This window comes from Nakamurella sp. UYEF19 (assembly GCF_040546275.1).
In the GTDB taxonomy this organism is placed as follows: Bacteria; Actinomycetota; Actinomycetes; order Mycobacteriales; family Nakamurellaceae; genus Nakamurella.
Window position 1 is genome coordinate 143,250 of the sequence record NZ_JBEPNO010000009.1, and the last position, 20,073, is coordinate 163,322.

19 protein-coding genes are annotated in these 20,073 nt (G+C 68.1%); 8 read left to right on the forward strand and 11 right to left on the reverse strand.

What is annotated here, in order from left to right:
- Window positions 1-2: 2 nt before the first annotated feature.
- Window positions 3-902 (forward strand): hypothetical protein, encoded by a 900-nt coding sequence (locus ABIB25_RS14555; protein WP_354529180.1) that lies wholly within the window; start codon window positions 3-5, stop codon window positions 900-902.
- On the opposite strand, the gene ABIB25_RS14560 is transcribed toward ABIB25_RS14555, so the two are convergent.
- The 5 genes from ABIB25_RS14560 to ABIB25_RS14580 all read right to left on the reverse strand — a co-directional run bounded on the left by ABIB25_RS14560 (window position 866) and on the right by ABIB25_RS14580 (window position 4,414).
- Window positions 866-2,038, reverse strand: a complete 1,173-nt coding sequence (locus ABIB25_RS14560; RefSeq protein ID WP_354529181.1) for an AI-2E family transporter — start codon at window positions 2,036-2,038, stop codon at window positions 866-868. The two genes, ABIB25_RS14555 and ABIB25_RS14560, sit on opposite strands and share 37 nt — an antisense overlap.
- A gap of 123 nt (window positions 2,039-2,161) precedes the next feature.
- Window positions 2,162-2,659, reverse strand: coding sequence for a hypothetical protein (locus tag ABIB25_RS14565; protein ID WP_354529182.1), 498 nt, complete (start codon window positions 2,657-2,659; stop codon window positions 2,162-2,164).
- Window positions 2,656-2,877, reverse strand: a complete 222-nt coding sequence (locus ABIB25_RS14570) for a hypothetical protein (protein WP_354529183.1) — start codon at window positions 2,875-2,877, stop codon at window positions 2,656-2,658. Before ABIB25_RS14570 ends, ABIB25_RS14565 begins: the two co-directional genes overlap by 4 nt.
- A 131-nt stretch (window positions 2,878-3,008) precedes the next feature.
- The gene (locus ABIB25_RS14575; RefSeq protein WP_354529184.1) at window positions 3,009-3,650 is read right to left on the reverse strand and encodes a DedA family protein; all 642 of its coding nucleotides are present in this window, start codon (window positions 3,648-3,650) and stop codon (window positions 3,009-3,011) included.
- Window positions 3,647-4,414 carry an MBL fold metallo-hydrolase gene (locus ABIB25_RS14580; protein ID WP_354529185.1) on the reverse strand — a complete coding sequence of 256 codons (768 nt, stop codon included), beginning with the start codon at window positions 4,412-4,414 and terminating at the stop codon, window positions 3,647-3,649. The genes ABIB25_RS14575 and ABIB25_RS14580 overlap by 4 nt, the downstream gene beginning before the upstream one ends.
- Between ABIB25_RS14580 and ABIB25_RS14585 the strand changes: the two genes are divergently transcribed.
- Genes ABIB25_RS14585 through ABIB25_RS14600 form a run of 4 tightly spaced genes read left to right on the forward strand, consistent with a single transcriptional unit; the run spans window position 4,388 to window position 7,986 of the window.
- Window positions 4,388-5,989 (forward strand): phospholipase D-like domain-containing protein, encoded by a 1,602-nt coding sequence (locus tag ABIB25_RS14585; RefSeq protein ID WP_354529186.1) that lies wholly within the window; start codon window positions 4,388-4,390, stop codon window positions 5,987-5,989. The two genes, ABIB25_RS14580 and ABIB25_RS14585, sit on opposite strands and share 27 nt — an antisense overlap.
- The gene (locus ABIB25_RS14590) at window positions 5,986-6,756 is read left to right on the forward strand and encodes an HAD family hydrolase (protein WP_354529187.1); all 771 of its coding nucleotides are present in this window, start codon (window positions 5,986-5,988) and stop codon (window positions 6,754-6,756) included. Before ABIB25_RS14585 ends, ABIB25_RS14590 begins: the two co-directional genes overlap by 4 nt.
- Before the next feature lie 25 nt (window positions 6,757-6,781).
- Window positions 6,782-7,720 (forward strand): aminoglycoside phosphotransferase family protein, encoded by a 939-nt coding sequence (locus ABIB25_RS14595; RefSeq protein ID WP_354529188.1) that lies wholly within the window; start codon window positions 6,782-6,784, stop codon window positions 7,718-7,720.
- A gap of 11 nt (window positions 7,721-7,731) precedes the next feature.
- Window positions 7,732-7,986, forward strand: a complete 255-nt coding sequence (locus ABIB25_RS14600; RefSeq protein WP_354529189.1) for a hypothetical protein — start codon at window positions 7,732-7,734, stop codon at window positions 7,984-7,986.
- On the opposite strand, the gene ABIB25_RS14605 is transcribed toward ABIB25_RS14600, so the two are convergent.
- On the reverse strand, window positions 7,947-8,468 hold the full coding sequence (locus tag ABIB25_RS14605; protein WP_354529190.1) for a GNAT family N-acetyltransferase: 522 nt from the start codon (window positions 8,466-8,468) through the stop codon (window positions 7,947-7,949). The genes ABIB25_RS14600 and ABIB25_RS14605 overlap by 40 nt on opposite strands.
- Window positions 8,469-8,538: 70 nt before the next feature.
- Here ABIB25_RS14605 and ABIB25_RS14610 point away from each other — a divergent pair, with 70 nt between their 5' ends.
- Window positions 8,539-9,474 carry a LysR substrate-binding domain-containing protein gene (locus tag ABIB25_RS14610; protein ID WP_354529191.1) on the forward strand — a complete coding sequence of 312 codons (936 nt, stop codon included), beginning with the start codon at window positions 8,539-8,541 and terminating at the stop codon, window positions 9,472-9,474.
- Here ABIB25_RS14610 and ABIB25_RS14615 read toward each other — a convergent pair.
- A complete protein-coding gene (locus ABIB25_RS14615) occupies window positions 9,425-12,409 on the reverse strand; it encodes a glycoside hydrolase family 2 protein (RefSeq protein ID WP_354529192.1) in 2,985 nt (994 codons plus the stop codon). The genes ABIB25_RS14610 and ABIB25_RS14615 overlap by 50 nt on opposite strands.
- Before the next feature lie 131 nt (window positions 12,410-12,540).
- Here ABIB25_RS14615 and ABIB25_RS14620 point away from each other — a divergent pair, with 131 nt between their 5' ends.
- Complete coding sequence (locus ABIB25_RS14620) at window positions 12,541-13,632, forward strand: DNA polymerase IV (RefSeq protein WP_354529193.1); 1,092 nt, start codon at window positions 12,541-12,543, stop codon at window positions 13,630-13,632.
- A gap of 6 nt (window positions 13,633-13,638) precedes the next feature.
- Here ABIB25_RS14620 and ABIB25_RS14625 read toward each other — a convergent pair whose 3' ends face one another.
- The 4 genes from ABIB25_RS14625 to ABIB25_RS14640 all read right to left on the reverse strand — a co-directional run bounded on the left by ABIB25_RS14625 (window position 13,639) and on the right by ABIB25_RS14640 (window position 19,135).
- A complete protein-coding gene (locus ABIB25_RS14625; protein ID WP_354529194.1) occupies window positions 13,639-15,288 on the reverse strand; it encodes an amidase in 1,650 nt (549 codons plus the stop codon).
- 141 nt (window positions 15,289-15,429) lie between these two features.
- Window positions 15,430-16,500: a LacI family DNA-binding transcriptional regulator gene (locus ABIB25_RS14630; protein WP_354529195.1), complete on the reverse strand. Its 1,071-nt coding sequence runs from the start codon at window positions 16,498-16,500 to the stop codon at window positions 15,430-15,432.
- The gene (locus tag ABIB25_RS14635) at window positions 16,451-17,677 is read right to left on the reverse strand and encodes a Gfo/Idh/MocA family protein (RefSeq protein WP_354529196.1); all 1,227 of its coding nucleotides are present in this window, start codon (window positions 17,675-17,677) and stop codon (window positions 16,451-16,453) included. Before ABIB25_RS14635 ends, ABIB25_RS14630 begins: the two co-directional genes overlap by 50 nt.
- Window positions 17,678-17,812: 135 nt before the next feature.
- Window positions 17,813-19,135, reverse strand: coding sequence for a hypothetical protein (locus tag ABIB25_RS14640; protein WP_354529197.1), 1,323 nt, complete (start codon window positions 19,133-19,135; stop codon window positions 17,813-17,815).
- A gap of 88 nt (window positions 19,136-19,223) precedes the next feature.
- Between ABIB25_RS14640 and ABIB25_RS14645 the strand changes: the two genes are divergently transcribed.
- Window positions 19,224-20,033, forward strand: coding sequence for a hypothetical protein (locus ABIB25_RS14645; protein ID WP_354529198.1), 810 nt, complete (start codon window positions 19,224-19,226; stop codon window positions 20,031-20,033).
- Window positions 20,034-20,073: the final 40 nt, after the last annotated feature.

Sequence of the window (20,073 nt, forward strand, 5' to 3'; positions counted from 1 at the left end):
CGATGCACGGTTCGACACTTCTGGACGGTCTCGGCCTTCCGGGTCGTGACTCCTACGACCTTCCCACCTCGTCGTTGCGGTTCGACGACGGCGACGCCTGGCACATCGAGATCCCCTCCTGCGAAGGGCCACTGGCGCTCGCAGCGGTGATCGACGAGGCCAAGAACCGCAGCGTGCCGGTTCATCGGGTGAGCCAGGGCAGCGGCATCATGCTGCAGACGGACACCGAGATCAGCGACATGCTGGAGATGGGCGCCGAGCACCAGATCGAGATCTGCCTGTTCGTCGGCCCTCGGGCCTCGTGGGACACCGGCGTCCAGGCGAGTTCCACCGGCGGCCGGGCGGTGGCCGGTGCGCTGCGTGGGGCCGACCAGCTGGCCTACGGACTCTCGGACATCCTGCGCGGCGTCCAACTCGGCCTGCGGTCGGTGCTGATCGCCGACCTCGGACTGCTCGATGTCGTCGGCAAGCTCAAGAGATCCGGGGATCTGCCGGCGGACCTGATCGTGAAGGTCTCGGCGTCGCTGCCCGTGGCGAACCCGGCCACGGCCAGACTGATGGAGGACCTGGGCGCCACCACCCTCAACCTGCCGGTCGACCTGAGCCTGCCGATGCTCGCTGGAATCCGATCGGCGGTGGACCTCCCCCTCGACCTCTACATCGAGGCCTCGGACGATTTCGGTGGAGTGGTCCGCCACTACGAGATCCCTGCGGTGGTGCGGATCGCCGCTCCCGTGCACCTGAAGTTCGCGGTACGCAACGCTCCGAACATCTACCCGGCGGGCCAACACCTCACCGCCACGGTCGAGGCGATGGCCCGGGAACGGGTTCGGCGCGCGGAGATCGGACTGGCGCTGCTTGCTCGCTACGCCGACGAACCCGCAGCGTCGCTGGACGTCTGATTCGACGCCGCATCGGGCTGTTCGTCATCGGATTCGCGGCCGTCCATCCGGGCGGCCAGGTAGCGCCAGATCTCCGAGACGACGGCAACCACCGGGACGGCCAGAAATGCGCCGGTGATCCCGTAGAGCGTGCTGCCGATGGTGACGGCCAGCAGCACGACGGCGGCGTGCAGGTTCATGGTGCGGGACTGCAGCAGTGGCTGGAGGACGTTCCCCTCCAACTGCTGGACCACGATGATGATCATCAGCACGATCAGGGCGGTGGTGAGGCTCTTGGTCACCAGGGCGACCAGCACCGCGATCGCGCCGGCGACGAAGGCCCCGACGATCGGGATGAAGCCGCCGAAGAAGGTCAGCACGGCCAACGGGAGTGCCAACGGCACACCGAGGCCGAGCAGCCCGCCGCCGATCAGCACCGCGTCGATCAGGCTGACTAGCGCCTGGGTGCGGATGAAGGAACCGACCACTGCCCAGCAGCGCATCAGCACCTCCGACAACGGCCGGCCGGCCCGTTCGCCGACCGACTTCACCAACCACGGCAGGAAACGCGGGCCGTCCTTGAGGAAGAAGAACACCAGGATGAGTGCCGTGGCAACCGTGATCAGCAGCCCGATCGCGGAGGTGACACCGGCGAACACGCCGGCCGCGATACTCGAAGCGCTGGACTGCAGCTGCGTGGCGAGCGAGTCGACAGCGCCGGAGATCTGATCCGCATTCAGGTTGACGGGTGGTCCGCTGAGCCACTTCTGCACCTGGTCGAGGCCATCGGTCGCTCTGGTCGCGATCTCCGGAGCCTGGTCGATCACCGACGGGATGATCAGAGCGATGGCTGCGCCGACCACGAGGAGCGCCGCCAGTAGCACCACGGAGGCCGCGAGCGCGGGTGGCCACCGATGGTTGCGCAGCCACGCCGTCGTCGGCCACAGCACCGACGCGACGAACAGGGCCAGCACGATCGGGAGCAGGATCGACCAGAACCGCCCGAGCACGTACCCGACCACCCATGTCCCGGCGGCAACGACCACGAGACGGAGGGCCCACCGCGAGATCCACCGCAGACCACCGCCGATCTGCTCGCCGCGGTCAGTGCCTGCCGACGGTCGGCGCTGGTCGCGTTGTTCCCCCCGGGATGGCAATGGTGTTCCCTCTGGTCCGTGGCGCAGAGCATCCTGACGATCAGGCTGACGTGCTCAGGCTACGGAGAGCGGACACCGGGTCAAGTCCCGGGCAGGGATGACCGGCGCCAAAGCCGGGAAGTTCTACAGCGCAGAGCGCTGAGGTCGAGAGTCGCGGTTCCGCATCCGTCCGCGGGCGAACACCACTCCGGCGGCGGCGACAACAACGGCAGCGGCCGACGGCACGAGGAACCGGGACCGCCGGACCGCGGGCAGCGCGAACGAACTCACCGCGCGGAGGCTCCTCACCTTGATGAGACTGCTACCCGTGACGGCACGACCCCACCGGGAGTGCGCCCCCGCACCCAGATGCACAAGATCACCGTCGGGGCCTGCCACGTGGAACTCGAGGCCCTGCGCCCCGAGCGCATTGGCCAGCCGCCCGATAGCCCGTACCCCTTGCACTGCACCAAGTCCGGCAGGCAGGGGTGTATCGCGAAGCGAGGCGAGCAGCTGACCGGGATCCTGCGTCGTGAAGGTCAGCCGCTGCCCCTGACCCACCAGCGAGGCGCGCTGACCGTCGACGTCGATCCGAAGATCGGCCTCGATCCTCAGCTCTGCGCTCCGCGGTGAGGTCGTCATCCCTTCGACGCGTGCTCTGCGGTCGTGATGCGCAGGGTGCCGTCCAGCGACCAGACGGCGCGGGGCGAATCGGCACCGGTGCTGCGCGGAACGCCGACCTTCATGTCGACGAACTCGTAGTTGATGGCAGCGCCCTTGCCGGTGAGGAAGGTCCAGAGTTCCTTGCCGAGGTCGGCGAAGCTGGTGGTGGAGCCGGAAGTGGCGGTCGGTGCGGTCATGACACGTTCCCTTCGTATGGAAGGGCCGGCGGCGCTGAATCGCTCCGCTTGGTCCCTGCCCATCCATACCCGCCCAGGCGGGCCGGAAACGGTGTGGCGACAACGGGATACCGGTGATCGCGCGATGGGCACTACTCAGCGGCGTCGACCGGAGCCGAAACCGACTGCTGGGACTTCGCGGTCGAGTGGTGACGCAGACGCTTCCAGAGTGCCGGCCCGACGCTGACCAACACCACCAGGGTGATGGCGAGCGCGATGCCCTTCCACTGCTCGTCGAAGATCGACCCGGAGAGGACACCGATCGCCGCGTAGATGACGGACCACGCGAGCGCCGCCACCGAGTCGCCGGCCAGGTACCAGCGCCAGGACAGCTTGAGGATCAGCGCGGCGGCCATGATCGGGATCCGGCCTCCGGGGATCAACCGCGACAGGATCAGCACCCGGATGCCGTGGTTGTCCAACTGCCGGTGGGACCGCTCCAGCAGATCCGGCCCCGCCCGTCGCCGCAGCCAGGCCAGCAGCCGGTCGCCGACCGGGAGGGAGCAGATGCTGAACAGCGCCATGTCGCCGAGCAGGGCGGCGATCGCGCCGACCGCCACCACCAGCAACGCCGTGATCGGGTGCTCGCTGTAGAGCGCCGACGCCGCGGCCGCACTGACGAGCGCCCCGGTCGGGATCACCGGCACGATCGCGCCGACGAGCACTCCCCCGAACAACGTCGCGTAGGTGACCGTCTGCACCGTGGTGTCCGCCGCGGTGGCGGCGATCGTCATGCGGGAATCCTGACGGTCTGACCGGGCACCAGGAGATGGGCGCGTACGGCAGGCGCCGACCGCCGGACCGCCGCGACGAAGTTTTCCCCGGGGCTGTTGAACTCCTCCGGCCGGACTCGGTCCATCCCGACAGGCCAGAGGGTTCCGAAGTGGATCGGCACCACATCGGCGGCGCCGAGCAGGTACGCGGCCTCGGCGGCCCGCGATGCATTCAGATGCCCCGGCCCGAGGCCCGGTCCCCAGCCGCCGACCGGCAGCAGCGCGAGGTCAATCTCGCCCACTTCCTCCGCCATCTCCGGGTAGAGGTCGGTGTCGCCGGCAAAATAGGTGCGCCGGTCGCCTTGGATGACGTACCCGAGAGGCGGGGCCGCGCCGCGCCTGGCGAGCACGTGCCGACGGGCATCATGACGGGCTGGCACTGCCCTGACCTGGACTCCCCCCACCTGAACCACTTCCCCGGACCGGATCTCGATGATGTTCTCGTGCCGGAGCCGGCGGAGCGCGCGGATGGCGCGGGTGGCACCGGTGGGCAGCACGATCGGAATCTGATGCGATATTTGTTGCAGCGACCGGAGATGGAGGTGATCGCCGTGCAGATGAGAGATGAGCACCAGGTCGGCCCTCGCCGCGTCGCGGGACGGAGTCGGACCCCGCCGACGGCGCAGGTGACCGACTGTCGAGGTCAGGACCGGATCGGTGAGAACGCGGATGCCGGAATCGGAGACGGTGACGGTGGCGTGCCCCCACCACGTGACGTCCGGCATGCCGCGAGCGTATCGGGTGGACGCCCCACGGATCTGGATGCGCTGGCCGCCCGGTATCTGGCTCCGCCCACCGAGGAGTGCCCCACCTTTCTCGGTGACAGCACCTGGGATGCCGTGATCGACGGCGTCGAGTACTTCACCGAACTGCACCTGGCCATCGCCGACGCCGGTCCGGGCGACAGCATTCTGCTGTCCGGCCTGCAGATGGAACCGGACATGGACCTGACCGGCCGCACACCCGGCGATCCTGGATACCGGCCGGTGGTCGACGTCCTGGCCGAGAAGGCCGCGCTCGGGGTGGACGTCCGGGTCCTGCTGTCCGGCGCGGTGATCAGCGGCTCGCTCCCGTGGCCCAAGATCGGACCGTTCCGCGCGAACAACCTTGCCGCACGGACCATGCGAGGCTGGCTGCCCTCGACCGACAACTGCTTCGGAGCGCCGCCTCTCCGGGACCGTGTCCTGCTCGACTGGTCCGGAACGGGGATCGGCACCAATCACCAGAAGGTCGCGGTGTTGCACATCGGCGGCGACCTCACCGCCTACGTCGGCGGGATCGATCTGGTGGCCAGCAGATTCGACGCGCAGCCGCACCACACCCTCCTGACGAGCGACCGGAAGCGCTGGGGCTGGCACGACGGCGCGGCCCGTCTGCAGGGCCCGGCGGCCGTCCGCGTGTGGGAGATCTACCGGTGGAGGTGGCAGGAGATCGTCACCCTGCCGCGGCGCTACTTCTACCTGCCACCCGCTTCGCTCGCGGTCCTCAACCCGCCGCTGCGACCCATGACCCTTCCCGCCGCGCCGGCCGACCTACCCACGCACCGCACGGATATCGCGGTCCAGGTGATGCGGTCGTACAGCCCGTGGAAGGTGTTCTACGTCCGGTCGCTGAAGCGGGTGCGGTGGGCGACCCTGCCCAGGGGCGGGGTCAAGGAGGTCTACGACACCCTGGCCACCGCGATCAGGGGGGCCAAGCGCTACATCTACCTCGAGGACCAGTACTTCTACGAGATGCCTGGCGGTAGCAGGCGTTTCGGTCTCTACAAGTTGCTCCGTGATGCCGCTGAACGAGGTGTGAAGCTCATCCTGGTCGGCTCCGGCCGCAAGGATCCGTCCGACGGCGGCGGGACGATCAAGCTGCAGCGCAAGGTGACCGGCGACCTGGAGCGCAAGATCCTGCGCCGTCTTCCGAAAGCCAAGCGCCGCAACCTGATCATGCACCGCGTCGAGGGTTTGACCGTGCACACCAAGCTCTTCCTCGTCGACGACGCCTTCGCGTGCATCGGATCGGCCAACTTCTTCAGCCGCTCGATGGTCGGCACCGACAGCGAGATGAGCTGCGCCATGGTCACCACCGGCACCGCGGTCCGCGACCTGCGGGTCCAGCTCTGGGCCGAGCACCTGCGCACACCGGTCGACGACCGCCTCCGGCCGTACCTGGAGAATCTCGATGTGGCCCTGGGCATCTGGCGCGAGGAGTGGTTGCCTGCCGACGCTTTCACCGACACCTGGGTGACACCCGGTGTGCCAGATGGCTTCGCTCCCCTGGAGCGCGTCCTGTTCGCGGTGAACCCATGACGGGCTCCGCCGCGTTCTTCGATCTCGACCACGTCCTGATCCCAGGCTCCTCCCTCTTCCTGATGGCCAGGGACCTGCGTTCGCACGACGTCTACCGGGCCGGCGATCTGATGCGCACCGGTGCCCGGAGAACCAGGATCCGGATGGCCCGTGAATCCGACCGGGACCTGGATGCCATGCGTCAGGAGGCACTGTCGTCCATCACGGGGCGCAGCCAGGTGGAGGTGAAGGCGTGGTGCCGACAACTGGCCGCCTACGAGATCCTGCCTCGGGTCTACCCCGACATGGCCAAGATGATCGCCGCGCACTGCGCTGCGGGTGATCACACCTACCTGGTGACGGCCGCCCCCCTGGAACTTGCCGAGCCGGTGGCGAGGTCGCTCGACATGACCAGGGCGCTGGGCAGTATCGCGGAAACCGACGTGGGTGGCCGGTACACCGGGAAGCTGGTCGGTGAACGCCTCCAGGGCGTCGCCAGGGGCGCCGCGATCGCCGCCATCGCCGACCGCGAGGACCTCGACCTCCGCCGGTGCCACGTCTACTCCAACACCATCGACGACAAGCAGTTGCTGACCGGCGTCGGCCACCCGCACGCCGTCAACCCCGATCTGAAGCTGTGGAAGGTCGCCGTCCGACGGGGCTGGGCGGTGCACGAACTCCGGCCGATCCGCCGTCAGATCCTGGTCGGCGCACCGCCTTTCGTGCCGATCAGCGCGCTGATCGGCCTCGGCTACGCGGCCGGCATCCTGCGGTCCCGGCGTCGGTAGTCTCTTGCGGGATGACCTCGACGACATGATCGGACCGATCGCGCTTCCGTCCGTGGTTCGGCAGCGCGCCGAGAGTCTCGGACCGGCCGGCATCGAGTGGCTGCGCGGCCTTCCGACGCAAGTGATCGACCTCGAGCGCCGATGGCAACTCACGGTCGGAGAGTTGCTGACCGGCGGCACCGCAGCGTACGTGGCGCGCGCGGTCACGGCCGCCGGCGATGACGTCGTGTTGAAGATCGCCGTGCCCGATCCGGAGTTCGCCAGGCAGGTGCGGACCCTCGAGAAGGCTGCCGGACGAGGTTATGTCGAGCTGCTGGAGGCGGACATCGGACGGGGTGCAGTCCTGATGGAGGCCCTCGGGCCCTCCCTGGACGATCTCGACTGGTCACCGGACCGGCAGATCGAGGCCATGTGCAATCTGCTGACCGAAGCATGGAAGGTCGCCCCCGACCGTGACGTCACCGACTCTGACGGGCCTTTCGACAAGGCCAGTTCACTGCACGCCTTCCTCTCGCGACTACGGGACGCCGTCGATGCGCCGTGCAATCCGGAGGTGATCCGCATGGCGTTGGAGTTCGCCGAACGCAGGGCAGGGGCCTTCGACTCCGCGCGTTGTGTGGTCGTGCACGGTGACCCAGCACCGACCAATACTCTGCGGGTGCTCTCGCCGAGAGTGGGCGCACCTGGCGGGGTCGTGTTCGTTGATCCCGATGGCTTTCTCGGCGACCCGGAGTACGACCTCGGCGTCATCCTGCGTGGTTGGTGCCCGCAGCTGCTTGCCGGTGACGCTCAGGCCGTGACACAGCACTACTGCGAAATACTGGCCGGACACTCCGGCCTCGACGCGCAGGCGATCTGGGAATGGGGCTTCGTGGAACGCGTCTCGACCGGTTTGTTCTGCCTCTCGCTGGGAGCCTCCGAACTTGGCCTCCCCTTCCTGGTGACTGCGGAGATGTTGATCTGAAGGGACCGAACGTGACCCACCCGCCGAGTGCCGACCAGATCTCGTCGCCACCCAGCCTGTCGACGGTTTTCCGGAGGCGGGCATGGTTGCAGTTGGCGATCCATCCTGTCGGCGGGGGTCCGCTGCTGGGTGATGTCGCGGTCAACCGTCTTGCCGACCAGCCGGACACGTTGGAGGGCGAATGGACGACGGTCGACGGCTTCGCCCTGTTGGCTTCCGAGTGCCGTCAGACCAGGGAGTACGCCATGAAGACGTCGGCGCGTTGATAGGGCAAGGGGCCCAGACTGTCCGGCGCCACGTGGACGAACCCGACGGACTCGTAGAGGTGGACCGCGTTCGGCAGCCTGGTGCTGCTGCCGAGGAAGAGTGAGGTGGCGCCCAGACCGCGGGCATGGTCGATTGCGGCCAGGATGATCACCCGTCCGATCCCCTGACCGCGGACGGTCGGGGACACCGCCATCTTGGAGAGCTCGTAGAGTCCGCCACCGGCCGGCACCAGTGCCACGCACCCGACGACATCCCCGGCGCTGCGGGCGATCAGCACCTGGCCGCCCTTGGCGACGATCTCACCCTCCGGATCCTGCAAGAGCACCCGGTCGGCCGGTTCCAGGGTGAACAGCGTGGTGATCCACTCCTCGTTGAGTTCCCGGAACGCCTCGGCGTCGGCGGGACCGGCCATCGGCCCAACGGTGATCGTTGCGGCGCGGGCAGTGTCGGGCCGGCGGGTGATGGTTTCCTCTGTGGTCATGCCCCCACCTTGCCCTTGCGTGATCCAGTCCGTCCAATAGCTCAATGAGGTAGATTGATAAGCTGGACCGATGAATGTCGAACTGCGACACCTGCGCTACTTCCTTGCGGTCGCCGACGAACTGCACTTCGGCCGGGCCGCCGAGGAGCTGCACATCGCGCAACCTGCGCTGTCACAACAGATCCAGAAGCTCGAGTCGATGCTGGGAACCGTGCTGCTCAGGCGGACCTCCCGGAGCGTCGCCCTGACGCCTGCCGGGGTGGTGTTCCGCGATCGAGCGCGTGCGATCCTCCGGCAGTCCGCACGTGATCTGGCGGAGGTGGTCCGCGTCGGCCGGGGTGAGCAGGGCCGGCTGGACGTCGGATTCGTCAGCTCGGCCCTGCATCTCGGTCCGATCGAACACGTCGAGCGATTTCGGCGCCGTCATCGGGGTGTCGAGGTGGTGCTGCACGAGGGCTTCACCACCCAGTTGCTGGCCCGCGTGGTCCGCGGTGAGATCGACGTGGCCACCGTCCGTGATCCCGACCCGCTACCCGGCATCACCACGGTGGCACTGGTGACCGAACCGTTCGTCGCCATCGTCCCGGCCGACCATCGACTCGCCGCTCAGGACGTCGTCACCGGTGCACAGCTGGCCGGTGACAAATTCGTGTTCTACCCCCGCACCGCCGGCGAGCGGGCCCACCACCTCAACCTGCTGCCGGTCACCGAGACCGGCCGTCGACCCGACATCGTCCAGGAGGCCTCGAACTGGGCCACCATCATCTACCTGATCGGCGCCGGCCTCGGCGTCTCGATCGCACCCGCCAGCGCGACCGTCGCCGCGCCGGACAACGTCCGGGTGCTACGGCTCCACGGCACCGCGGCGGAAAGCACCCTCCACCTCGCCGGACGCACCGACGAGGCCAGCGCCGTCGTGCGCAACTTCCTCGACAGTCCCTGGCCAAGCACTACTCTCAGTGGGACGCGACCACCCGGCTCGGGACGTTCCAGCCGGACACGCTGACCACCGGAAGGGCGCGACCGAGGCTCGACGCGGCATAGGTGGCGGTCAGCGTCTGGCTCTCGCCCGGCCAGAGGGTGATGTCGTTGCTGCTCCAGGCGACCGGACGAACCTGGTTGTCACCGGCGACCGGACGGCCCTGCGCATCGCCACGGCGGACGTCTGCGCGGAGGAAGAAGGCGACCTTCCCGGCCTTCGCGGTGTTGGTGATCGTCACCGTCGTCCGACGACGAACCGAGCCGGCCGACGAGGTGTGCGACGTGACCCGCACCGAGGCGGGCGCCAGGGCCTGCAGCGCGGTGAGGTCGGCGTACTGCGTCATGGTCGCCTGTGGGTTGCCGGTGGTCTGGTCCCAGTCGACGACGTCGGCCTGAGTCGACTGCCAGTACACGTTGCGGTCGATCACCCTGCCGCCCCTGCTGACCTGGAGTTCTACGAAGTAGAGCGTCGCCTTCACCGGCGGCGTGGTGGTCCGAGGCACCCTGGGGGACAACACCTTGTTCCGCACCTGCTGGCTGGCCAGGTCGATGTGCCCGGCGCTCCGGTGATCGAGCAGCTTCCCGCCGACCGAGTACACCTTCGCGTCCACCGTCAGGCCGCGCAGCGTTTCGCCGGTGAGATTGTCGACGGTGACGGTGTTGTCATCCGTGGCGAACAATGCATGCACCGACGAGTTCGCCGCCTGGGCGCCGAAATAGCTGCCGGCCTCGTCGTAGTCGTAGTTGTACAGATCCCAGAGCAGCGTCGGCCAGCCCTTGTTGGCCATCCAGTAGATGGTCCCGGTGGACGGCGAGTCCGCGTTGGTGGAGTGGTCGATGAACGCCTCGAACTGGGACCGGACGTTCTCGTAGTTCTGGACCTGGGCCTCCTGCGTGAACTGCGCGAGGCTGTTCCAGGCGCCATATCGGGCCTTCAGTGCGCTGTCGAAATTGTAGAGCGTGCCGAAACTGTAACCGGTGGTGTCGGTCTCGGCGTTGGCGTGGTACTGGTTGGCGGCCGGCTGCTGCCAGAGCGCCTGCTGATCGGCGGGCGAGAGGAAACGGTTCATCGAATCGAGAGTCGGCACGGTGTGCCCCGCACTCTCCTCGCTGTCGAAACCCCACGACCCGCCCACGTTGGTCAGGCTGCCGTCATCGGCGTACTCCGAGTGCGAGGTGTCGTACCAGTAGCTCGGCGGCACCCAGTCGTAGGGACCCTCCTTCTCCCCCGAGAGTCCCAGCTGCGGCGACGACTTGTACTCCGCCGACGCGATGATCGGCACCTCCAGATCCTGCGCGCGGAAGGCAGCCAGCGAGACGGACTCCTGGGCATCGGTGGGATTGTTGTCGCTCCACTGGAACGTGAAGACGCTCGGGTGGTTGCGCAGCAGCTGCGCCACGGTCGCGGCCGAGAGTCCGAGCACGTCGAGTTCGTGAGGCGGGGTCACCTCGTCGTCGGGCAGTTCCCACGCATCGCAGCACTGATAACCCGAAGCGATGAGGATGCCGGCGCGGTCCATCTGCCGGTAGAAGTCGTCCGGCATGAAGTGCCCCTCGAGCCGCAGGGTGTTGAGCCCCATGCTCTTCAGCAGCACGACCTGGTTCGCCGTGTCCGCGGCGGAATAGTGCAGGAAAAGATTCTCGGAGAACCCACCTCCCCGGATGACGAACGGCCTGCCGTTGATCGAGTACTGCCGGACACCGCCCGGTGCGAGGGGCGAAGGCCCGACGAGCGTGCTGGTCACCGTTCTGATGCCGAACTGCGCGCTGGAGGCGTTGATCAGCGTGCCGTGCTGCTCGAGCGCGGTGACGAGCGTGTACAGCGGCTGCCTGCCCATCTGGAAGGGCCACCAGATCTGCGGGTGGTGCAGGGTCAGGGCGGGGAACGCCGCGGGGGTCAACCTCACCGCGACCGTCTTGTTCGCCTGCACCGTCACGGTTCTCGTCACGAAGACGGGGCTGCGACCGTCGGGGGGGATGACCAACGCCGACACGCTGCCGGTCTGCGCGGTGGCCGTGTGATTGGTGACCTCGGTCGCCACGCTCAGCGCCGCCGTCGACAGGTCGGCGGCATCCAGCTGGTTGACGTGGGCGTTCGTGAGCGACAGCGCCTGCGAGGTCTGCAACTGCACCGGGAACTGGATGCCGGTGTTCTGGTCGGGCGCCACCTGGGTCCAGTCGACGTTGTCGAGGGTGAACATCTTGTTCGGATTGTTGGGATGGACCTCCAGCGCCACCACATTGGCGCCGCCGTGCGTCAGCCGGCTGACATCGAAGCTGTAGCGGGTGTAGTTGCCCTGCACCGTCTTCTGCGTGGCCAGCTCGGTGCCGTTGACCCAGACGTCGGCCTGCCCGACCACTCCGTTGACGATCAACGTCGCCTGACGCCCGGCCGGCGGGGCGGTGAACGTGGTGCGCCACCACCACGGGACGGCGAACCGGGCCACCGTCTCCTTGCCGCTGGTCTGGGTGCCGAAGCACTTGCGCATGTTGTCGGAGTAGAAGACGTCGGGGCAGGCGCCGTTCTGCAGCAGTGCTTCGGTCTCGGTGCCGGGCGCGCCTCCGTCGTCCGGCTTCACCCGCAGCCAGTTCCTCGCCGGGTAGGTGCTCGTGGAGATGGCCGCACCACCCTGGGTCGCCGTCGCACTGCTGAGTACCTGCCACCCGGCGCTGCCCAGGGTCTTCAGTCCGTAGGACACCGGGCCGCCGCCGGCAGCCACCGCCCGCAGCGCGGTGGCCAACGCGGTGCTGGTCTCCGACCCCTCCACGACGCCCTTCGGGTTGCTCGCGGCGGCCGGCGCGGTCACGGCGGCGGGTCCCGCGGCGGGCGAACGGACGGCGGCCGGCGGATGGACGGCGGCCGGCGGATGGACGGCGGCCAGCCCGGAAACGGCGAGCGCGAGAGCGGCCAGCGACGGGAGGAGAACCCGGCGGCGAAGGACGGTTCTGCGAAGTGACACGGGAGACGACCTCTCTGAGGAAGTGCTGTGGAGATCGTGTGGCATCGCCGAACGTTAGTCAAGGCAACTGACGAATACATTTGCGCACCGATACCGCGCGGGCCATGGTGGCTTCCGGCAGAATCGAGAAGATGGCAGCCTGGGTGTTGCACGTCGATCTCGATCAGTTCATCGCGGCGGTCGAGGTGCTGCGACGACCGGAACTAGTGGGTCTGCCCGTGGTGGTCGGCGGTAGCGGCGATCCGACCCAGCGGTCCGTGGTGGCGACGGCGTCCTACGAGGCCAGGGCGTTCGGTGTCCGGTCCGGCATGCCGATGCGGGTCGCAGCCCGTAAGTGCCCCGACGCCGTGTTCCTGCCCGCCGACAACCCGGCCTACGAAGAGGCATCGGCCGGGGTGGTGGCCGTACTACGTGACTTCGCCGACATCCCGCTGACGCTGGAGATTCTCGGCTGGGACGAGGCCTTCGTGGGCGTCGACACCGATGATCCGCTGACCCTGGCCCGGCAGGCCCAGCAGGCGGTATTGGACGCGACGGGCCTGTGGGCCTCGGTGGGTATCGGCGACAACGTGCTGCGCGCCAAGATGGCGACCGACTTCGGCAAGCCCCGCGGCACCTTCACGCTGACGGAGAGCAACTGGTTCGAGCTGATCGGGGACCGCGGAACCGACGCGCTCTGGGGCATCGGGTCGAAGACGGCGAAACGGCTGACGCAGTTGGGGTTCCACACCGTGCGTGAGCTCGCCGCCGCCGACCCGCAGGCCCTGGGCGCCCAGGTCGGGCCGACCATGGGTCCACGGTGGGTGGGGCTGGCCCGCGGTGCGGCCCGCTCCCAGGTGATCGGCTCGCCGTACGTCGCGCGGGCGCGGAGCCGCGAGACCACCTTCCAGCAGGATCTGACGGACTGGGCGGAGGTACGGGCCGAGATCGACAAGCTGGTCCGTCAGCTCACTCTCGACGTCCGGGAGGAGGAACGCCCGGCCGTCCGGGTGGGGATCAAGGTCAGGTTCAAGCCCTTCGTCACCACTACTCGCAGCACCACGCTGGCCGCCCCGACGCAGGATCCCGACGTCCTGGTGGCGGCGGTCCTGGAGATTCTCGAGGGCCTTGACCACGACCGACCGATCCGACTCCTCGGCGTCCGGGCGGAGTTCGCCGCCGACGCCGAACGCCGGCTCAACCCCAGTCGGGGTCGAGCCGGCTTCGGTGGGGATGCTGTCTGAACCGCACTATTCAGTAGGCACGGTCTTCAGGAACTGCGGAGCCTGACGGATCTTGGTGGCCTGCTCCCACGAGTAGGTCAGGCTGATCAGCTCCGGCTCGTCCCACCGTCCGCCGAGGAACGAGACCCCGACCGGCAGATGGAAGGAGTAACCGGCGGGCACCGTGATGTTCGGGTAGCCGGCGATGGCGGCCGGGCTCGAGGAGCCCACCAGGAAGTGATCACCGTTGATGAGGTCGGTGGTCCAGGCGGGCGAATTGGTCGGCGCGATGATCGCATCCAGCTTGTACTTGGCCATGGTGTCGTCGATCGAGTGCTGGGCGACGGACCGGGCATTGTTGCGCGCCTTGATGTATGCCGGATCGGTCAGCGGTCCCTGTGCCTGTGCCTGCTCGAAGATCTCCTGACCGAAGTACTTGAGCTCCCTCGGGCTGGAGTTGTCGAAGTTGATCAGATCCTGCAACGTCTTCGGGTACTTCGCCGAGGTGTTCTTCTTCAGATACGCGGCAATCTCGGCCTTGAACTCATACTGAAGGGCAGTGTTCTCGTCCGCGTAGGCGGCCTCGATCGGCACGTTCGCGGGGTCGACGATCACGGCTCCGAGCGACTTCAGCTTCTTGATGGTCTTCTCCATGATGGCGTCGGTCTCCGGGCTCGATCCGAAGTTGCCTTCCCGCCAGACCCCGAGCCGCGCGCCCTTGAGCGACCCGGCCTTGAGGTACCTGGTGTAGTCGGCGGTCACCTTCCCGCGCTGGGCGGCCGTGGCGGAGTCGGTCGGATCCACCCCGGTCAGGGCACCGAGGAGCACGGCGGCATCGGTGACGTTGCGGGCCATCGGTCCCGCGGTGTCCTGCTGCGAGGAGATCGGCACGATCCCGGACCGGCTGGCCAGTCCGAGCGTCGGTTTGATACCGACCAACCCGTTCTGACCTGACGGGCAGACCACCGACCCGTCGGTCTCGGTGCCGATGGCCACGGTCGCCAGATCGGCCGAGGCAGCAACTCCGGAGCCGGCGCTCGAGCCGCAGGGGTTGCGGTCGAGCACGTACGCCATGTGGGTCTGGCCGCCGACACCGCTCCATCCGCTGGAGGATTGGGTCGAGCGGTAGTTGGCCCATTCGGAGAGGTTGGTCTTGCCCAGGATCAGCGCACCGGCCGCCTTGAGCTTCTTGATGATGAACGCGTCGGGCGGTGTGCTTCCGGCCAGAGCCAGTGAACCCGCGGTGGTGGGCATCCCGGTGGTGTCGATGTTGTCCTTCACCAGGATCGGGATGCCGAGGAGCGGCCGCCGGTCACCGTTGCGGCGTGCTCGGTCCGCAGAGGCGGCCTCCGCCAAGGCAGTGCGGCTGACCGTGATCACCGCGTGGAGTTTCGGGTTCAGCACAGCGATCCGGCGCTCGTAGAACCGGACGAGTTCGGTGCTCGACAGCCGCCCGCGATTCATCTGGGTCTGCAACTGGGGAATCGTGGAACTGTCCACGTCGATGCCGGACACCTTGGTGGACAGGATGTCCACGTGGTCCGGTTTCGCCGTGGACTGGACGGTTGCGCCCGCACTCGCTGTCGCGGTGGCGGGAACGAAGGCGACGGCGACAGTGGCCACCGTGATTGCGATTGCGGGGACCACGCGGCGGCGGGTCCAGTTGAGGGTTGCCATGCTGTCACTGTGCCCCACAGGCAAATCACCGAAAATGAACAGTTTGTGTCGCATCTTCACCAACAACGCAAAGGCACCGAATGGGCATGATCAACTGTCCGAAAAGTGCGTTCTTTCGGTATCGCATGGTCGGCCCGACGATCAGCGGGCACCGCAACCGCAGGACGCCCGGAGGATCAGTTCGGGCTGGTGCGTGACGTTCTCGTACTCGCCATCGGGCGCGAGGACCCGTGTGATGGCGTCGGCGGCCATCGTCCGCACCGGTTGCCGGACCACCGTCAGCGGTGGCCAGGTGTATTCCGATTCCTCCGTCCCGTCGAACGAGACGATGGCGACGTCCGCCGGCACCCGCAGGCCCCGTTCGTGCAGGCCGCGAAGCACCCCGATGGCTTGCAGGTCGGAGCTGACGAACACCGCCGACGGCGGGGACCCGCCGCCGAACAGACGTCGGGCGGCGTCCAGTCCGCCGGCGCGGGACCACGGCTCCCGGGCGATGGGACCGTCGGGCAGTCCCGCGTCCCTGGTGGCCTGGAGCCAGCCGCGCTCGCGCAGCTCGTCACCCGGCGCCCGCCCACCGCCGATGACCAGCGCGACACGTCGGTGGCCGTGGCCGATCAGGTGGGTCACCGCGTCGTAGGCCCCGGCGAACGCGTCGACCCCGACGCTGACGAACCCGGGCACCCCCTCGAACGTGCCGAGCAGGACGGTCGGCACGCCGGTGAGCGGAAGGTTCGCCAGATCCGGTCGGGACATGGCCGGCGTCAGGAGAAGTCCGTCGATCTGTCGCGCGGTCAGGTTGAGCACGTGACGCCGTTCGGTGTCGACATCGCCCTCGCTGTTGGTCAGCAGGACCGCGTGACCCCGGCCGGCGGCTGCGGATTCGATCGCCAGCGCCAGTTCCGCGAAGAGCGGGTTGCCGATCTCGGGCACCACCAACCCCAGCAGCTTGGTCGACCCGGTGCGTAGCGCCCGTGCGCTGGCGTTCGGCCGGTAGCCGAGCACGCGGATCGCGTCCAGCACCCGCGCGGCCGTCGCCGGCGCCACCGGCCGGGGGCCACCGTTGACGACGTAGCTGACCACTGCGCTGGATACCCCGGCGTAGCGGGCTACGTCGGACCGGGTGATCTGGCGTGAACCGGACGGCCCCATGCCGGCGGTCCGCTCAGCCTGCGGCGTGTGTCGCGGGCCGTGGAAGTTCCGAAGGCGCGTCACCGTGGTCCGGGATCGGCAGTCGCTCCCCGCGCTGCAGGGCGGACTGGTGAGCCACCACGCCGGGCAGCGTGTACCGGGCGGCGACCCAGGCGTTGACCGGGGGCATCGTGCCGTCGACGACGGCGCGGACGAAGTCGTCGACGAGGAAGTGGTGGCTGCCCTCGTGCCCACTCGGCATGCCCCGGTAGACCTCGGGCAACCGGTCGGCATCGTGCACGGGCGCGTAGCCGGACACGAACGACTCGCGCAGCTCGGGCGCGATGTGGGCCAGCGACGGGTCGTCCAGGGACATGCTCGGGACGGTGGTCAGTTCCGTCGTCACGTCGTGGACCTCGTGCTTGTCCTGCCACACGCTCACCGTCGCGAGTTGCTCGAAACTGGCCTCGGTGCCGAAGTAGCGGAACCGGGATTCCCGGATCTGCGAGGGATAGCCCACCCGGCGCATCTCGTTGATCCGCATGGCCCCGCCGTTGTCGAGCTCGAAAAGCGCGCTGGCGTTGGAGAAGTCGTTGCCGAACTGGCTGACGTCCTTGTCGAACACGCCGTCACCCCGCTCGTCGCGGATGCCGATGCAGCTGACGCTGACGGCATGACCTGGAATGGCGCCGAGCACGCCGCCGATGGAGTGGGTCGGGTAGTTCATCGGCGGGTAGCTGGCGGTCTTCTTCCAGTCGGCCCCACCGCTGTACTGGTACGCGGCGTAGAAGCCGAGGTCCATGTCGTGGACGTAGTCACCCTCGGCGTAGAAGATCCGCCCGAACGCACCGTCCTGCACCTTCTTCCGCGCGAAGACGGTGGCCGGGTTGTAGTAGCTGGTCTCGCCCATCATGTACGTCAGGCCGGTTTCCCTGACGGTGTCGATGATCTCGGCGATTTCCTGCTCGGAGATCGCCATCGGGACCGCGGAGTACACGTGCTTGCCGGCGCGAAGGGCCGCAACGACCAGCGGGCCGTGCGTCCAGCGCTGTGTGAACAGCGCGACCGCGTCGACGTCGGTTTCCAGCATGGCCTCGAAGGAGGCGACCGTCCCGGCCAGGTGTTCACGTTCGACCAGTTCGGCTGCGCGCTCCGGGAGGAGATCGGTGACCAGCACCCGGCTGACGTCCGGGTGCACGTTGAACAGGGTCGCGAACTGACCGGCGAACTGGCCGGCGCCGACGATTCCGAGGGAGATCATGCTGACCTTTCGAGAGACTTCTGGCCGGCAGCGACGCCGGCCGGGACGCGGTCAGTCTGCCAGAGGAATCTACTCGTGACAACTCGCGGATCAGTGCAGGTGCAGGGCCATCGGAATGGATGATGGCCGCAAACGCTACTCGTGTAGAGCGGCGTCGTCCGGCGCCTTCGAGGCAGGCCGACCGCGAGCGGCGAACAGGGTCAGGCCCAAGCCGAAGACCATCACCGTCCACCAGAGCCACGGTCCGGGCCAGGATGCTTGCGACACGACCGTGACCACGCCGGTGAGGACCGCGGTCACCAGGAGTCCGCCCCACCACCGGGCGGCCGCGACGAGGGCAACCGCGAGTACCGGCCAGGTGTAGAACGAGACCATCACCGATTCGAACAGGCAGCGGCCGGCGAGGGCCAGCGCCACCCACCACAGCACCTCCGCGAGCCGGGCCGGACGCCACCGCCCACTGCGCGACTGGCCGATGCCCCGCCATCGTCGTCCGATCACCACCCCGAGACCGCAGGCCAGCAGGATGGCGAGAATGCGTCCCGGCCCGGCGGACACCGCGCCGCCGCCCATCTCCGGGGCGAGGAGCGTCCAGGGGGTCGAGTGATTGGAACTCGACGTGGGAAAGTTAGGTTGATGGGCGACGGCCCGGACGGTGGCCTCCCAGTTCGCCAGTGCCGCGGCGCCCAGCAACCCAACTCCGGGAACAGCCGCCCGGACCAGAAATCCCACGATCCGACGCACACCTCGACCAGCAGGGAGCGCCGCCAGCACAATCGGAAGCCCCAGCAGGACAAGGGGTTGCACCGCAACGGCGACCCCGACCAGCCAGGCCGCCCGAGCCGGGCGCGCGTTCGCCATGGCCAGGATCGCATAGAGGAGGAAGGCGAGGGCGACGGCGTCCTCCGGATGCCCGAACCGCACCGAGACATTCCACAGTGCAACTACTCCCGCGGCCGCGAGAACCGCTCGCGACCGGCGGTCGGCACCCAGCCGCTCGGCGATCGCGTCCGCGGCGAACAGCGCGGAGCCGGAGATCGCGATCTGGTACGGCCCGGCCACCAACCAGGCCGACGGGAACGGGTTCTGCGCGGTCTGGAAGGCCAACCCCAACCCGGCTGCATCGATGACGGCCACCACCGGCACCAGGATCAGGGCGGCCCCTGGAAAGGTGACCAGGGCGGTGGGCTGCGTGTAGAGGCCGCCCAACTCCAGGTGCCGCAGGCGATCTGCGGCAACGAGCGTCCGCCACAGGTCATGCGGGAGGGCCCACCCCGCCTGGCCGATCAAGTGTGCACCCCAGGTGCTCGTCACCATGCCGAAGACGATCAGGACGGCGGTGGCGACGAGTGGTGACAGCCGGTTCCGCCCAGGGAATCCGGCCGGGCTCATTGCCGTCCTCGGCGGTGCGAGTGCGTCGACAGCAGCATGACGGCGCCGGGAGCGTGTTCTGGGCACCCCCCAAGCCTATGGCCGGCGTGAGCGGCGGCTGTGACGTGCTGGCCGCCAACCCCAATCCGCTGTCGTCACCGTAGGATCATCGGTGATGACGACTCCGGACCCCCATCCCGGCGGCCAGGAGGAATTCCGGCGGCGGAGAGCTGGAACAACACTCCCGCCGCTGGCCGACCAGATCGGTTTTCCTGCTTTCGTCGTGATGGCCTGCACGATCTCCGTCGGCGTCTGGGCCTGGATCAGCTACGGCCTGGCCGAACCGCATGACTTCCTGCGCTACACCATCATCGACCTCTCTGCGGTTGCCATCGCCACCGTCCTGCATACCGTGGCGCGATGGCGCCTGGCCCGCGCTCGGATCAAACGATCGGCGGCCGCCGGCTGGATCGTCTACGTCGGCCCACAGGTGCTCTGCGGCATCATCTTCCTGATCGTCACACCGGCATCGACCCCCACCGCCTCCTTCTCTGCCGACACCAACATCTACGGCCTGATCCTGGTGGAATCCGTGCTGCTACCGCTGGTCGCGGCTGCCCTGGTCGCCGTCGTCGTGGTGCTGATCGGTGTGCCGATCAGCTGGCTTCTTCGCGGTATGGGGATCCTGCCGATCCAGGGCGAGAGCAGCCAGACCGGCGCCTACATGTCCCGCGCCGAGTACCTGGCCGGTGCCGCTCTCCTCACCGCGGTCACCGGCTTTGGCGTCTCCATGTACTTCGTGTCCCCGAGGGCAGTTGGCGAAAACTCCCGCGGACGCATGGGTCAGCAGTTCGAGGCGCTCGTCACCCTGCGAGGCAATCTCTTCGCGTCGGTCTGCGTGGTCGTCTGCGTCGCGGTGATCATCGCAATGGTGATCGTCAGCGAACGGGCCCACCGGCGACGCATGGATGCGCCGCCCCACTGATACGGAGAGGGGATGAGTTGGCGATGGCCGGTGGTGGTCG

Excerpts from the sequence above, each read along its gene's own strand:
- ABIB25_RS14555 (WP_354529180.1), top strand. The coding sequence starts at position 3 with ATGCACGGTTCGACACTTCTGGACGGTCTCGGCCTTCCGGGTCGTGAC.
- ABIB25_RS14565 (WP_354529182.1), bottom strand. The coding sequence starts at position 2,659 with ATGACGACCTCACCGCGGAGCGCAGAGCTGAGGATCGAGGCCGATCTT.
- ABIB25_RS14570 (WP_354529183.1), bottom strand. The coding sequence starts at position 2,877 with ATGACCGCACCGACCGCCACTTCCGGCTCCACCACCAGCTTCGCCGAC.
- ABIB25_RS14575 (WP_354529184.1), bottom strand. The coding sequence starts at position 3,650 with ATGACGATCGCCGCCACCGCGGCGGACACCACGGTGCAGACGGTCACC.
- ABIB25_RS14580 (WP_354529185.1), bottom strand. The coding sequence starts at position 4,414 with ATGCCGGACGTCACGTGGTGGGGGCACGCCACCGTCACCGTCTCCGAT.
- ABIB25_RS14590 (WP_354529187.1), top strand. The coding sequence starts at position 5,986 with ATGACGGGCTCCGCCGCGTTCTTCGATCTCGACCACGTCCTGATCCCA.
- ABIB25_RS14595 (WP_354529188.1), top strand. The coding sequence starts at position 6,782 with ATGATCGGACCGATCGCGCTTCCGTCCGTGGTTCGGCAGCGCGCCGAG.
- ABIB25_RS14605 (WP_354529190.1), bottom strand. The coding sequence starts at position 8,468 with ATGACCACAGAGGAAACCATCACCCGCCGGCCCGACACTGCCCGCGCC.
- ABIB25_RS14610 (WP_354529191.1), top strand. The coding sequence starts at position 8,539 with ATGAATGTCGAACTGCGACACCTGCGCTACTTCCTTGCGGTCGCCGAC.
- ABIB25_RS14620 (WP_354529193.1), top strand. The coding sequence starts at position 12,541 with ATGGCAGCCTGGGTGTTGCACGTCGATCTCGATCAGTTCATCGCGGCG.
- ABIB25_RS14625 (WP_354529194.1), bottom strand. The coding sequence starts at position 15,288 with ATGGCAACCCTCAACTGGACCCGCCGCCGCGTGGTCCCCGCAATCGCA.
- ABIB25_RS14635 (WP_354529196.1), bottom strand. The coding sequence starts at position 17,677 with ATGATCTCCCTCGGAATCGTCGGCGCCGGCCAGTTCGCCGGTCAGTTC.
- ABIB25_RS14645 (WP_354529198.1), top strand. The coding sequence starts at position 19,224 with ATGACGACTCCGGACCCCCATCCCGGCGGCCAGGAGGAATTCCGGCGG.